Origin of the sequence: Amycolatopsis sp. NBC_00355 (assembly GCF_036104975.1) — a bacterium.
In the GTDB taxonomy this organism is placed as follows: domain Bacteria; phylum Actinomycetota; class Actinomycetes; order Mycobacteriales; family Pseudonocardiaceae; genus Amycolatopsis.
In genome coordinates this window covers 5,557,379-5,570,552 of sequence record NZ_CP107982.1, presented here as the reverse complement: position 1 = coordinate 5,570,552, position 13,174 = coordinate 5,557,379, and the positions used below count along the sequence as shown (strand labels likewise).

Below are 13,174 nucleotides of genomic sequence, written 5' to 3'. Positions count from 1 at the left end.
GCATGGCCAACCTGGTCAACCTGGAGGCGGTGAGCAAGTCCTACGGGGTGAAGCCACTGCTGGACGGCGTCTCGCTGGGCGTCGCGGCCGGGCAGCGCATCGGTGTCGTCGGCCTCAACGGCGGCGGCAAGACCACGCTCCTCGAAGTCCTTTCCGGACTCGCCGAGCCGGATACCGGCCGGGTGAGCCACGTCGGCGGGCTGCGGATGGCCGTCGTCACCCAGCGCACCGAGCTGCCGGACGGCAGCAGCGTCGGCGAGGTCGTGCTCGAACGCTACGGCGCCGAGCACGAATGGGCCGCGGACGCGCGCGTTCGGTCCATTGTGGACGGTCTGGGCATCACCGCGATCGGGCTCGACACACCCACCGCGAACCTCTCCGGCGGTGAGCGGCGGCGGGTGTCCCTGGCCGCCGCGCTGACCGGCGAGCTCGACCTGGTCGTGCTCGACGAACCGACCAACCACCTGGACGTCGAAGGTGTCCAGTGGCTCGCCGACCACCTGCTGAACCGGCGCATCGCGGTCGTGGTCGTCACGCACGACCGGTGGTTCCTGGACACCGTCGCGAGTGTGACCTGGGAGGTCGCCAACGGCCGCGTCGAGAGTTACGAAGGCGGTTACGCGGACTGGATCTTCGCGCGCGCCGAGCGGGCGCGGCTGGCCGCGACGGCCGAGGAGAAGCGGCAGAACCTGGCGCGCAAGGAACTGGCGTGGCTGCGCCGCGGCCCGCAGGCGCGCTCGTCGAAGCCGCGCTACCGCATCGACGCCGCCGAGGCGCTGATCGCGGACGTGCCGCCGCCGCGCGACACCGTGGAGCTGATGGCGTTCGCGAAGCGGCGGCTCGGCAAGACCGTGCTGGAGCTGGAAGACACGACGTACACGGTCGGCGAGCGGACGCTGCTCGACCACGTCACCTGGCGGGTCGGCCCCGGCGACCGGATCGGCCTGGTCGGCATCAACGGCTCGGGCAAGACGTCGCTGCTCAAGCTGCTCGGCGGCGACGTCGAGGGATCGACCGGGCGCCGGATCCAGGGCACGACCGTCGCGCTCGCGCACCTGCGCCAGGAGCTCGACGACCTGCCCGCCGACCTGCGGGTGCTGCAGGCGATCGAGCAGATCGCCGGGCGCGTGGTGTTCGGCAAGCAGGAGATGACGGCGTCGCAGCTCGGCGAGAAGCTCGGCTTCCCGCAGGCCCGCCAGTGGACCCCGGTCGGCGACCTGTCGGGCGGCGAGCGGCGCCGGCTGCAGCTGTGCCGGCTGCTGATGGCCGAGCCGAACGTCCTGCTCCTCGACGAGCCGACGAACGACCTGGACATCGACACCCTGCAGCAGCTGGAAGACCTGCTCGACGGCTGGCCGGGCACGATGGTCGTGGTCTCGCACGACCGGTACCTGGTCGAACGCGTCTGCGACACGATCGTCGCCCTCTTCGGCGACGGCCGCATCACCCACCTGCCGGGCGGCATCGAGGAGTACCTGAACCGCCGCGCCGTCGCCAAGGAGCCCGCGGGTTCCTTGGCCCCGACCGCGGCGAAGGCCGAGGCCAAGAAGTCGGCGGCGGACCTCCGCGCGGCGCAGAAGGACCTGGGGCGCCTGGAGCGCAAGCTCGACCAGCTGCATTCCAAGGAGGAGAAGCTCCACGCGGCGCTGCTGGAAGCGGCGACGGACCCGGCGAAGCTGATGGAGCTGAACGCGCAGTTGAAGGGCGTCAAAGGTGAGATCGAGGACGTCGAGGCGCGCTGGCTGGAGACGTCCGAGCTGCTGGAGTGACCGGTTCACGGCTTTCCTGCGCAGGTGCTCAGGCCGGTTTCCGCGTTGATCGGCGGATGGTGACGGCCAGCCAGTAATCTGACGCCCATGAGCAGGTTCGTGGACACGCTCGTCGCCACCGCGGCGGGTCGAGGTCAGCAGCGTGGCATGGTCACCGGGGAGCCGAAGGAGCCGGTCCGGCGGACTTGGGCCGAGGTGCACGAACAGGCCCGGCGGATCGCCGGTGGCCTGGTCGCCGGGGGATTCGAACGGGGCACGGCGGTCGGGGTGCTGGCCGCCGCGCCGGTGCTGATCGCGCCGACCGTGCAGGCCGTGTGGCTGGCCGGGGGCAGCGTCACCATGCTGCACCAGCCGACTCCGCGGACCGACCTCGCCGAGTGGGCCGAGGACACCGTGCGGGTGCTCGGGATGATCGACTCGGACCTGGTGCTGCTGGGCGAGCCGTTCGACCAGCTCGCCCCGGTGCTGGAGCAGAAGGGCATCGGCTTCAAGCTGATCAAGGACCTGGCCGATGCCGAGCCGCTCGCCGAGGCCGTCGTCACCGATGAGGGTGAGACCGCGCTGCTGCAGCTGACCAGCGGGTCGACCGCCGACCCCAAGGCCGTGCGGATCACCTACGGCAACCTCTACTCCAACGTCAAAGCCATGGTCGAGCGCGCGGAGTTCGACTTCGACACCGACGTGATGGTGTCGTGGCTGCCGACGTTCCACGACATGGGGATGGTCGGCTTCCTGACCGTGCCGATGACGTTCGGCGTCGAGCTGGTCAAGATCACCCCGGTCGAATTCCTGTCCGGGCCGCTGATCTGGCCCGAGCTGATCACGAAGTACCACGGCACGACGACGGCGGCGCCGAACTTCGCCTACGCGATCGTCGGGCGCCGGATGGCCCGCATCGACGACGACAACGCCTACGACCTGTCGACGCTGCGGATCGCCCTGAACGGCGCGGAACCCGTCGACGAGAGCGCCGTCCAGACCTTTGTAGACGCCGGCGCCCGCTTCAAGATGCCCGCGGAGTGCGTGTTCCCCGCCTACGGCATGGCCGAAGCGACGCTCGCGGTGTCGTTCGCGCCGCTGTTCACCGGGCTCACCCTCGACGTCGTCGAGGCCGGCGCGCTGGAGGCCGACAACCGCGCGGTGCCCGTCCCCGAAGGTGACGAGCGGCGTGGCACCGACAGCGTCCGGTCGTTCGCGGTGCTCGGCCGCCCGCTCGACGGGCTCGAGGCGGAGATCGTCGACGACAAGGGCGAGCGGCTCGGCGAGCGTGCGGTCGGCGAGATCCGGCTGCGCGGCGAGGCCGTGACCCCCGGCTACCTGACGATGGACGGCCCGCTCGACACGCAGGACGCCGAAGGCTGGCTCAGCACGGGCGACCTCGGCTACCTGATCGACGGCCAGATCGTCATCTGTGGGCGCCGCAAGGACGTCATCATCATGGGCGGCCGCAACCTGTACCCGACGGACATCGAGCGCGCGGCCACGTCGGTCGAGGGCGTGCGCGCGGGCAACGCCGTCGCGGTGCGCATCGACGCCGGCAGCCGTCGCGAGCGCTTCGCGGTGGTCCTGGAGTCCAAGCTGGCCGGTGACGCCGAGGCCGAGAAGAACCTGGTGAAGCAGGTGTCGGCCCGGGTCCGCGACGCCGTCGACATGCGGCCGTACGCGGTGGTCGTGCTCCCGGCGGGCAGCCTGCCGAAAACACCGTCCGGCAAGGTGAAGCGCGCGGCGACGGCCGCGCAGTTCGCGGACAGGATCAAGAAGAACGCGGACGCCTGACGCGTCACTTTCACGTGAAAGTGCCCACCTGGAGGCGGCACTTTCACGTGAAAGTGACGGTCTAGCGCTGCTGGAGGTGCTCGGCGAGAGCCGGTGGGGTGGCGCGCTCCGCGGTGGCTTCCTCCGAGGTGCGGGCGCCCGGCAGGTCCGGGGCGCGGCCCGAGCGGGCGGCGAGCTGCTCCTCGGCCGAGTCGAGGAACTGGTCGACCTCGCGCTCGTCGTAGCCGCGCTTGCCGATCAGGGGCTTCGAGAACATCACGTGGTGCACTTCCGCGGCGGTCAGGTCGTCCTCCTCGGCGAACGTCTTGGCGATGCGCCGGACGAACTCGTCGACCTCGTGCTTGGCGTAGCCACGGCGGCCGATCGGGGCGTTACCGAATGTGACCTCGGCGAGGTCTTCGGCGGTGAACGACATGGAACTCTCTCCGATTCCGGGGTTGGCGGTGCGAACTCCCGTACACCGTCCTAACCCGTGAACAGGTTCCTCGGAAGGGGCAACCCCGAAGCTCACCCCGACGGGCGCCCCGGCGCCCGCCATCGAGTGAGCGGCACTACCCAGCGCCATGTGGCGGGTTTCACACTTCTACCTGGGTCTTCAGCTCCGGCCGAACCACTTCCGGGGTCCCGGGGGCGCGCCGTCCTCGGCCACCGGCGGCGGGGCCGGGTTCCGCAACGCGACCAGTGCCGCCTCGGCTTCGTCGAGGAACATGTCGACCTGAGCCTGGTCGTAGCTGCGCGCGCCGATCGGCATGATCGTGAAGTCGACGTAGTGGATGTCGTCGGCGGTCAGGATGTTGCGGCCGGCGAGCGCCTCGGCGATCAGGTCGAGGAAGGCGTCCACTTGATCTTCGTCGTAACCGCGACGGCCGAAGCGGGGTTTGCCGAACGCGATCGCCCGGACTTCGTCAGGGGTCATGGATTCACCTTGCCACCCGTGTCAGCCCGCGTGAAAGGTGTTCTGCGCCGCGGCGAGGCCGGTCGCGACCAAAGCCTCGGTGGCGTCCGCGCAGCGATCCACCTCGAACGGGAGCTCCTTGCGCTCGACCGTCGAAAAGTCCTTCAGCACGAAGTCCGCCGGGTCCTGGCGGCCGGGCGGGCGGCCGATCCCGAACCGCACCCGGTAGTACTCGCGGGTGCCGAGGGACTTCGTGATCGAGCGGAGGCCGTTGTGGCCGTTGTCGCCGCCACCGAACTTCAGCTTCAGGGCGCCGAAGTCGACGTCCAGCTCGTCGTGCACCACGACGACGCCGGTCGGCGGCACCTTGAAGAACTTCGCCGCGCCGACCACGGGCCCGCCGGAGAGGTTCATGAAGGTACGCGGCTTCACGAGCACGACCCGGCGGCCGCCGAGGCGGCCTTCGACCACTTCGGCGCCGCTCTTGTGCGCCTTGAACTTGCCGCCGACCCGGCCGGCGAGCTCGTCCAGCACCATGAAACCGACGTTGTGCCGGTTTCCGGCGTACTGGGGTCCGGGATTGCCGAGGCCGGCGAGCAGGATCAGCTCGCCGGCCCCGGGCAGGTCTTCGGTCATGCGCGAATGTTATTCGGCGGCTTCGGCCGAGTCGTCGCCCGCGTCGGACGCGGCGTCTTCGCCCTCGGCCTCTTCACGCTGCGGCTCGTTGACGGCCACGACGAGCGAGTCCGGGTCGGTGATCAGGACGGCGCCCTGGGGCAGCTCGACCTGCGACGCGACGATCTGGGTGCCGATCGGGGCGCCCTCGATCGAGACCTCGAACTGGTCCGGGATGTGCAGCGCCTCGACCTCGACCTGCAGGGTGTCGACGTCCTGGTTGACCAGGCCGCCGGGGCCGGGGTTGCCGGTGACGACGACGGGGATGTCGACGGTGATCTTCTCGCCGCGCTTCACGACCAGCAGGTCGACGTGCTCGATGTAGTTCTTGAGCGGGTGCACGACGATGGTCTTCGTCAGCGCCAGCTCGTCGGAGCCCTCGAGGTCGAGGGTGATGACGGCGTTGGAGCCGTTCTCACGGACGACGCGGGCGAACTCGATGGCCGGCAGCGCGAAGTGCCGCGGGTCCGAGCCGTGGCCGTACAGCACGGCGGGGATCTTGCCGGCGCGACGCGTGCGACGCGCGGCGCCCTTGCCGAACTCGGTGCGCGGCTCGACGGACAGACGTACCTCGGACACGGTGTGGCACTCCTTCAAATCACGAACATGGTGCGGTGAACAGCATGCTGCGGCGGGGATGCGGTGGTCTTGTCGTTCAGGCGGTTGCGTTCGGCGGCGAGTTTCCGGGCGTGCACGACAGCCGGGGGCTACTCCGAGCCGCCGCGTCGATCACGCCGGGCACCCTGGAAGGGCCCCGCCTCGCCGAGACAACCTCAAGAGTGTAAACCAACCTCATCACGGTGGGTTGCGGCGGGTGCCCGGACCAGGCTAGAACCCTCTTGAGCCCGGGACGTGACGACACAAATCCGGTGGCGGAGCTCCGCCGGCCGAGGTGTGCTCGGCGGAGCGGGGGAGAGCAGGGGGCGGGACGATGCGGGCTCGAGGCACGGTGGCGGCTGTGGTGCTGCTGAGCGGGCTGCTGGCCGGGTGCCAGGTGGCGGTCCCGGGCACGCCCGGCGTCTCCGCGGCCGACCGGGAGAAGGCGGACCGGCGTGCCGAGCAGCGCACGGCGGTCGACGCCGCCCTCGCCGCGCTGGAACAGGCCCCCGCGCTCGCGCTGAAGTCGACGCTCAAGGGCGCCGAGCAGCAGTTCCGGATCACCCGCGGCGGCAGCGCGGTCGGCGCCCTGCCGCTCGAGGGCCGCGCCGTCCAGGTGACGGCCGCGGCCGGCCAGTTCTACCTGCAGGCCGACGCCGACTACTGGAAGGCGCACGCGATCGACGAGGGCACGCAGTTCGGCACGAGCTGGGTGCGCTCGCTCGGCTCCGAGCTGCCGCTCGACCCCGCGGCCAAGTTCGCCCCCGCCGCGCTCGCCGGCGCGTTGCGCAAGGCACTGGCCGGGATGGACCAGACGCGCGAGCCGGTCAGGAGCAAACTCCCCGACGGCACCGAGGTCTACCAGCTGGGCGCCGCGCCCAGCGTCCTGCGCGTCACCACGGCCAAGCCGAACCGGGTCGTCAGCTTCGCGCCGGTGCTGCTCGACCCGCAGGCCGGGCCGAAGTTCGGCGCCGAGTTCCAGGTCGCCCCGCTCGCCGGGGACGCGCTGAAGACGTTCCACACCGACCTCGACAACACCGTCGGCGGGCTGGGACAGCCGTTCGAAGGGCTGGTGCAGGCGAGCGCCGTCGTCACCAACGACAACCTCGACTGCAAGGACTTCGTCGGCTCGTGCACGACGACGGTGGACGTCTCCAACAGCGTCGTCGGGACGCCGGCCGCCGGCGGGAAGAGCACGGTGCACATCAACCTCTCCGTCGAGGTGAGCGCCGACTCGCTCGGGGCGCAGACGTGCACGGCGGCCGCCGACGCGGAGCCGTACGCGACGATCAAGATGTCCTGCACGGTCAAGTTCAAGCTCCCCAACCGCACGGCCAGCTACCAGGTGCTGTCCAAGCCGAACGCGACGGCGGAGGTGCGCGCGGCGCTCGACGTCAACGCGGTGAAGCAGCAGCTGGCCACGGAGTTCGCGGCGCTGGGCGGCTGACCTGGACACCTACCCGGCGGTGCGTTGCTTCCGTTGAAGTAGGTGATCTTCCGTTCTTAGAGTCGGCTGTGACAGCCGACTTCGAACGGAGAACGTGATGGCCAAGCTGGTGGTTTTCGGGGGGACCGGGTACGCCGGGGGCAGGATCGGCACCGAGGCGCTGCGCCGCGGGCACGAGGTGGTCGGCGTCGCGCGCCACCCCGGCGCGGTGCCCGAAGGCGTCGAAGCGGTGCAGGGTTCGCTGCACGACGAGGACTTCGTCGCGCGGGTGGCGAAGGACGCGGACGTCATCGTGGTCGCCACGCCGGCCCGCGCGCTCGACGGCGAGAAGCTGCTCGACGCCGTGCCCGCGCTGGCCCGGATCGCACGCGAGCACGACGTCCGGCTCTCGTTCGTGGGTGGTGCGGGGAGCCTGCACGTCGCCGAGGGCGGCCCGCGCCTGATCGACACCCCGGAATTCCCGGACGAGTACAAGGAAGAGGCCGGCAACCACGCCGAGGTGCTGTACCTGCTGCGCGAGCAGCCCGAGGACCTCGACTGGTTCTACGTCAGCCCCGCCGCCGAGTTCGGCGCCTGGATCCCCGGCGAGCGCCGGGGCGGGTTCCGGCTCGGCGGCGACGTCCTGGTGACCGACGAGAACGGCAAGTCGCACATCGGCGGCGACGACTTCGCGACCGCGTACGTCGACGAGATCGAGGACCCGAAGCACCGCCGGGCGCGCTTCACTGTCGCCTACTGAATTCCTTCAGCACCGGCGCGAACGTCTCGAGCATCGGCTCGAAGACGGTGATGTACGTGAAGCCGTACCGCGTTCGCCGTTCTTCCAGCTGTCCGGCGATCTCCTCGACCGTGCCCAGCAGCAGCTGGGGCGCGTCGAGGAGCTCCCGGGCGTCCGGGACGGCGCTGCGCTCGGTCAGCTCGTGCCACGCCTCGGCCGCCCGTCGCCGGTCGTCGGTGATCTCGACGTGCTGGACCAGCATGTTGTACTCGACGTCGCGCGCCCCGGCGCGAGCCCGGAAGTACGCCACGCGCTCGTCCACGGCCTCGGCGTTGTCGAGCTTGAAGGTGCCCGGCGGCCTGCCGGGCTGCTGGCGCAGGCCCCCGAAGCCGACGACGTCGGCGTGCTCGGCGGCCAGCCCGAGCACCCCGTCGCTGTTGCCGGCGATGAGCAGCCGCGGCTGGTCGACGCCCTCGTCTTCGAAGTGTTTCCGCAGGTGGCCGAGGCTTTCTTCGAGATAGCCGATCCGGCCCGCGGCGTTCTGCCACGGCAGCCCGGCGGCGTCGAACTCGCTCTTCATGTGCCCGGCGCCGAGGCCGAGGTCGAGCCGTCCGTCGAGCAGGGCGGCCGTCGACGACGCTTCCCGCGCGAAGAGCGAAAGGTTGTAGAAGGGCACGTTGGACACCAGCGTGCCGAGCCGCGGCCGTTCGGTGACGGCGGCGGCCATGGCCAGCGCCGGGAACGGCGCCGGCGACCCGGTACCCAGGTGGTCCGGGATGGTGATGACGTCGTAGCCGAGCTCTTCGGCCCGCCGGCACTTCGCGATCCACTCGTCCCGGCTGCCGATGCGGCGGAGGCTGACGCCGAACTTGAAATTCCCCATGCCGGCGACGCTAGCGCCGGGAACCCCCGCCGGGCGCGGTGTTTCGCGCCCGGCGGAAGGGTTTGTCAGGCGTTGCCGTCGAAGAGGGACGTGACCGAGCCGTCTTCGAAGACCTGCTGGATGGCCTCCGCCAGCATCGGGGCGATCGACAGGACCGTCAGGCCCTCGAACCGCTTCTCCTCGGGGATCGGGAGCGAGTTCGTGACGATGACCTCGCGCGCCTTGCACTGCGAAAGGCGCTCGGTCGCCGGGTCCGAGAGGATGCCGTGGGTCGTCGCGATGACGACGTCCGCCGCGCCCTCGTCGATCAGCGCTTCGGTGGCCTTCACGATCGTGCCGCCGGTGTCGATCATGTCGTCGATCAGGACGCAGAGCTTGCCCTCGACCTTGCCGACCACGCGGTTCGCGACGGCCTGGTTCGGCTTGTCCGGGTCACGCGTCTTGTGGATGAACGCGATCGGGCGGTCACCCAGCGTCTGCGCCCACTTCTCGGCCAGCCGCACCCGGCCCGAGTCCGGCGAGACGACGGTGATGTCGGCGTCGCCGTAGGTCTTCTTGATGTGGTCGGCCAGCACGCTCTGGGCCATCAGGTGGTCGACGGGGCCGTCGAAGAAGCCCTGGATCTGCGCGGTGTGCAGGTCGACCGTCATGATCCGGTCGGCGCCCGCGGTCTTGAACAGGTCGGCGATCAGCCGGGCCGAGATCGGCTCGCGGCCCTTGTGCTTCTTGTCCTGGCGCGCGTACGGGTAGAACGGCATCACGACGGTGATCCGCTTCGCGCTCGCCCGCTTCAGCGCGTCCACCATGATCAGCTGTTCCATCACGTACTCGTTGATAGGGGTGGTGTGCGCCTGGATGACGAAGGCGTCGGTCCCGCGGACGGACTCCTCGAACCGGACGAACAGCTCGCCGTTGGCGAAGGTGTGCGCCGTCTGCGGGGTGATCGTCACGTTGAGGTGCTCGGCGACCTCTTCCGCGAGCTCCCGGTGCGCCCGTCCGGAGAAGAGCATCAAGTTCTTCTTCGGCGTACCTGACTTCGGACTCATGCTGGCGACTCCCCGTCGGTTCCTGCTGCTGAATCGGCGTCGAGGGCGGCCTGCGCCGCCTCCGCCGCGGGCGTACCCGGCCGGCGCCGGATCGCCCAGCCTTCGATGTTGCGCTGCGGCGGCGCCGACACCGCGAGTGTGCCCGGCGGGACATCCTCGCGGATCACGGCACCCGCACCACTGTAAGCGCCGTCACCGATCCGCACCGGGGCGACGAAGGTGTTGTCCGCGCCCAACCGGACATGCGACCCGATAACGGTCTTGTGCTTGTTCACGCCGTCGTAGTTCACGAACACGCTGGAGCAGCCGATGTTGCTGTTCTCGCCGATCGTGGCGTCGCCGACGTAGGTCAGGTGCGGCACCTTCGTGCCGGCGCCGATGTCGGCGGCCTTCGTCTCGACGAACGCGCCGAGCTTGGCCTTCTCGCCGAGCTTGGTGCCCGGCCGCAGGTAGGTGAACGGGCCGACGTTGACGCGGTCGCCCAGCTCGGAGTCGGAGCCGTGCACCCGCACGACGGACGCGCCGGCGCCGATCGAGACGTTCGTCAGCGTGCTGTCCGGGCCGACGGTGCTGCCTTCGCCGACCGATGTGGTGCCCTTGAGCTGCACGCCGGGCTCGAGCACGACGTCCCGTGAGAGGGTGACGCCGGCGTCGATCCAGGTCGAGGCCGGGTCGACGACCGTGACGCCTTCGCGCTGCCAGCGGCGGACGATCCGGCGGTTCAGCTCGGCGCCGAGCACCGACAGCTGGACGCGGTCGTTGACACCCTCGGTCAGCCACGGGTCGTCGACGACCAGCGCGCCGACGTTCAGCCCGTCGCCGTTCGCGATGCCCAGGACGTCGGTGAGGTAGAGCTCGCCCTGCGCGTTGTCGGTCGACAGGCGCGAAAGGCCGTCGCGCAGCACCGCGGCGTCGAAGGCGTAGACGCCCGAGTTGATCTCGGTGATCTCCGCCTGCTCCGGGGTGGCGTCCTTGTGCTCGACGATCCCGGTGACGTGGCCGGCGTCGTCGCGCGTGATGCGGCCGTAGCCCGCCGGGTTGTCGACCACGGCGGTGAGCACGGTGACGGCGTTCTTCGCGTCGGTGTGCTCGGCCAGCAGGGCGGCGAGCGTCTCGGTGTCCAGGAGCGGGACGTCGCCGTAGCTGACGATCACGGTGCCGGTGAGGTCGGCGGGCAGGGTCGCGAGGGCGCAGCCCACGGCGTGGCCGGTGCCCTTCTGCTCGGCCTGCACGGCGGTGCCGACCGCGCGGCCCAGGTTCTCGCCGACGGCGGCCAGCTTCTCGCCGACGGCCTCGCGGCCGTGGCCGACGACCACGACGAGGTGCTCGGGGTCCAGGCCGGCGGCGGCCCGGACGGCGTGCTCGACGAGGGGCCGCCCGGCGATGGGGTGCAGCACCTTCGGCGTCGAGGAACGCATGCGGGTGCCTTCACCCGCGGCCAGGATCAACGTGCTCAGCGGGCCGGTCAACGACGCTCCCAACGATGGCTCCAGTCGTCACTTTCTCCGTGAAAGTGTTCCGGAGGAGTCGTCTCCGGAACACTTTCACGGAGAAAGTGACGCTTGACGGGCACCGATCCTAACTGTGCTCGTCGGGGTCCCACGCTGGGTCGGTCGGTAGGCCTTCGCTCGTCCACGCACCCGCCGGGTCGGCGGCCATCGAGTTCGCCGACGCCACCTGGTTGCCGCCACCGCGTTTCGCCTGGTACATCGCCGCGTCCGCGCGGGCGAGGACCTGCTCGCCGCGCTCCTGCGGGCGCAGCGAGACGAGCCCGATCGACAGCGTGACGCCGTGCGAGAGGTGGTGCGGCAGGCCGGCGACGGACTTCACCGCGCGGCCGAGCGCCATCTTCGCCGCGGACGCCGGGGTGCCCGGCAGCAGCACGATGAACTCGTCGCCGCCGTAGCGCGCCACGAGGTCGTCTCCCCTCAGGGCGTCACGAAGCGTGCTCGCGACGACACGCAGCACGTTGTCGCCTTCGGCGTGCGACTGCTTGTCGTTGACGCCCTTGAAGCCGTCGAGGTCGACGAGCGCGACGGCCAGCGGCTGCGCGTCGGCCGAGGACGCGAGCTGACGCAGCTTCTCGTCCAGCGCCCGCCGGTTCGGCAGCCCGGTGAGCGGGTCCTGCAGCGCCTGCTGGGTGATCGCGCCGTGCTCGGCGGAGAGCCGTTCGTGCTCGCGGCGGGCGTTCAGGGTGGCGATCTGCGACTCGCGCAGGCTCCACATCTCCGACTCCAGCCGGGTCGCGTAGTCGACCAGCGACTTGCTGACGCCGGACGCGTAGTCCGGGCTCGTGTCGAGGCGGGCCAGCTCGCGGGCGACGTTCAGCCGCATCGACGGCTGCGAGCCGTCGTCACCCAGTGAATCGCGGGCCGCGCGGAGCACGTCCAGGGCTTCCTCGCGGCGGCCGGCCTTGTCGAAGCAGCGGGCGAGCGCGATCGTCACGATCTCGCGTTCGCCCGGGAGGCCGATGCCCTCGTGGAGGCGCCGGAGCCGCTCGATCTGGTCCTCGCTCGGCCGGTGCAGGGCGGGCGCGGCGGCGAGCACGCCGACCTGCTCGACGGCTTCGACGCCGGCCTCGCGCGGGAACAGCGACTCGCTGTAGGGCCCCTCGATGGCCACCGCCATCGACGCGGCGGTGCGGAACTTGTCGGCGCTCTCGTCGTACTCTTCGATCCGCTCCAGCCGCAGGCCCCAGCCGAGCAGCATCTTCACCCGGTTCAGCAGCTGCAGGGTGATCTCGTGCGGGGTCGCGCTCTCGCGGATCGCGGCGGCGGCGCGGCTGCTGACCTCTTCGGCGGCCTCGTACACGCCGAGCTGGTTGAGCACGATCCAGCAGTCGTTCAGCGTCGACCACAGCATCCGGTTCCACAGGCGGACGCCGACCTGGCGGTCCGGGGTCACGGAGTCGTCGAGGATGGCCAGCGCGCGGGCGATCTCGGTGAGCGCGGCGTCCTCCTGCGCGGCGAGCACCAGCCGGCGTCCGCGCAGCGCGTGCGCGTCGGCCCGCAGCAGGGCCAGGCCGTGCCGCCGGGTGTGCGCGAGCATCTCGTCGAGCCGCGGCTCCGCTTCGGCGGCGAGGCCCTTGGTGATCAGCCGCGCGGTCGCGGACGCGCGCAGCAGCTGCGCGACCAGCAACGGCTCGCCGCGGCGCTGGGTCTCGTCGAGCAGCTCGTCCATCTGCGCGACGATTTCGAGCTGGTGGGGGTACTCGGACCGTTGCACCGCGGCGGTCAGCTCGCGTGCGCGTCCGACGAGCCAGGCGTCGGACATCTCGACCATCGCGGGCCGTCTGGCCGCTACCGGGTCGGTCGCCTCTTCGGTCAGCGCCAACCTCCCGGTGTCGTGGTTCGGGGTACTCGGCTTGT

General features: G+C 70.7%; 12 protein-coding genes. 4 read left to right on the top strand and 8 right to left on the bottom strand.

Features of this window, described 5'->3' with window-relative positions; translation table 11 throughout:
* Positions 1-2: 2 nt before the first annotated feature.
* Entirely contained in the window at positions 3-1,769 is a 1,767-nt protein-coding gene (locus OHS18_RS24785; RefSeq protein ID WP_328612567.1) for an ABC-F family ATP-binding cassette domain-containing protein, read from the top strand.
* Positions 1,770-1,856: 87 nt separating this feature from the next.
* Positions 1,857-3,545: a fatty acyl-AMP ligase gene (locus OHS18_RS24780; protein ID WP_328612566.1), complete on the top strand. Its 1,689-nt coding sequence runs from the start codon at positions 1,857-1,859 to the stop codon at positions 3,543-3,545.
* Between the two features lie 61 nt (positions 3,546-3,606).
* On the opposite strand, the gene OHS18_RS24775 is transcribed toward OHS18_RS24780, so the two are convergent.
* The 4 genes from OHS18_RS24775 to OHS18_RS24760 form a co-directional block, all read right to left on the bottom strand.
* Positions 3,607-3,960 carry a DivIVA domain-containing protein gene (locus OHS18_RS24775; protein WP_328448735.1) on the bottom strand — a complete coding sequence of 118 codons (354 nt, stop codon included), beginning with the start codon at positions 3,958-3,960 and terminating at the stop codon, positions 3,607-3,609.
* A 180-nt stretch (positions 3,961-4,140) separates the two neighbouring features.
* Positions 4,141-4,461, bottom strand: a complete 321-nt coding sequence (locus tag OHS18_RS24770) for a DivIVA domain-containing protein (RefSeq protein ID WP_328448737.1) — start codon at positions 4,459-4,461, stop codon at positions 4,141-4,143.
* 21 nt (positions 4,462-4,482) lie between these two features.
* On the bottom strand, positions 4,483-5,076 hold the full coding sequence (pth, locus tag OHS18_RS24765) for an aminoacyl-tRNA hydrolase (RefSeq protein ID WP_328612565.1): 594 nt from the start codon (positions 5,074-5,076) through the stop codon (positions 4,483-4,485).
* 9 nt (positions 5,077-5,085) lie between these two features.
* The gene (locus tag OHS18_RS24760; RefSeq protein WP_328448740.1) at positions 5,086-5,694 is read right to left on the bottom strand and encodes a 50S ribosomal protein L25/general stress protein Ctc; all 609 of its coding nucleotides are present in this window, start codon (positions 5,692-5,694) and stop codon (positions 5,086-5,088) included.
* 370 nt (positions 5,695-6,064) lie between these two features.
* Between OHS18_RS24760 and OHS18_RS24755 the strand changes: the two genes are divergently transcribed.
* Positions 6,065-7,159, top strand: a complete 1,095-nt coding sequence (locus tag OHS18_RS24755; protein ID WP_442874533.1) for a hypothetical protein — start codon at positions 6,065-6,067, stop codon at positions 7,157-7,159.
* Between the two features lie 97 nt (positions 7,160-7,256).
* Positions 7,257-7,898 carry an NAD(P)-dependent oxidoreductase gene (locus tag OHS18_RS24750; RefSeq protein ID WP_328612564.1) on the top strand — a complete coding sequence of 214 codons (642 nt, stop codon included), beginning with the start codon at positions 7,257-7,259 and terminating at the stop codon, positions 7,896-7,898.
* Here the strand turns inward: OHS18_RS24750 and OHS18_RS24745 are convergent.
* The 4 genes from OHS18_RS24745 to OHS18_RS24730 all read right to left on the bottom strand — a co-directional run bounded on the left by OHS18_RS24745 (position 7,882) and on the right by OHS18_RS24730 (position 13,139).
* Entirely contained in the window at positions 7,882-8,760 is an 879-nt protein-coding gene (locus tag OHS18_RS24745) for a TIGR03621 family F420-dependent LLM class oxidoreductase (RefSeq protein ID WP_328612563.1), read from the bottom strand. The genes OHS18_RS24750 and OHS18_RS24745 overlap by 17 nt on opposite strands.
* Before the next feature lie 65 nt (positions 8,761-8,825).
* On the bottom strand, positions 8,826-9,806 hold the full coding sequence (locus OHS18_RS24740) for a ribose-phosphate diphosphokinase (RefSeq protein WP_328448748.1): 981 nt from the start codon (positions 9,804-9,806) through the stop codon (positions 8,826-8,828).
* Positions 9,803-11,275 (bottom strand): bifunctional UDP-N-acetylglucosamine diphosphorylase/glucosamine-1-phosphate N-acetyltransferase GlmU, encoded by a 1,473-nt coding sequence (gene glmU, locus OHS18_RS24735; protein ID WP_328612562.1) that lies wholly within the window; start codon positions 11,273-11,275, stop codon positions 9,803-9,805. The genes OHS18_RS24740 and glmU overlap by 4 nt, the downstream gene beginning before the upstream one ends.
* A 109-nt stretch (positions 11,276-11,384) precedes the next feature.
* On the bottom strand, positions 11,385-13,139 hold the full coding sequence (locus OHS18_RS24730) for a GGDEF domain-containing protein (RefSeq protein WP_328448752.1): 1,755 nt from the start codon (positions 13,137-13,139) through the stop codon (positions 11,385-11,387).
* Positions 13,140-13,174 lie beyond the last annotated feature (35 nt).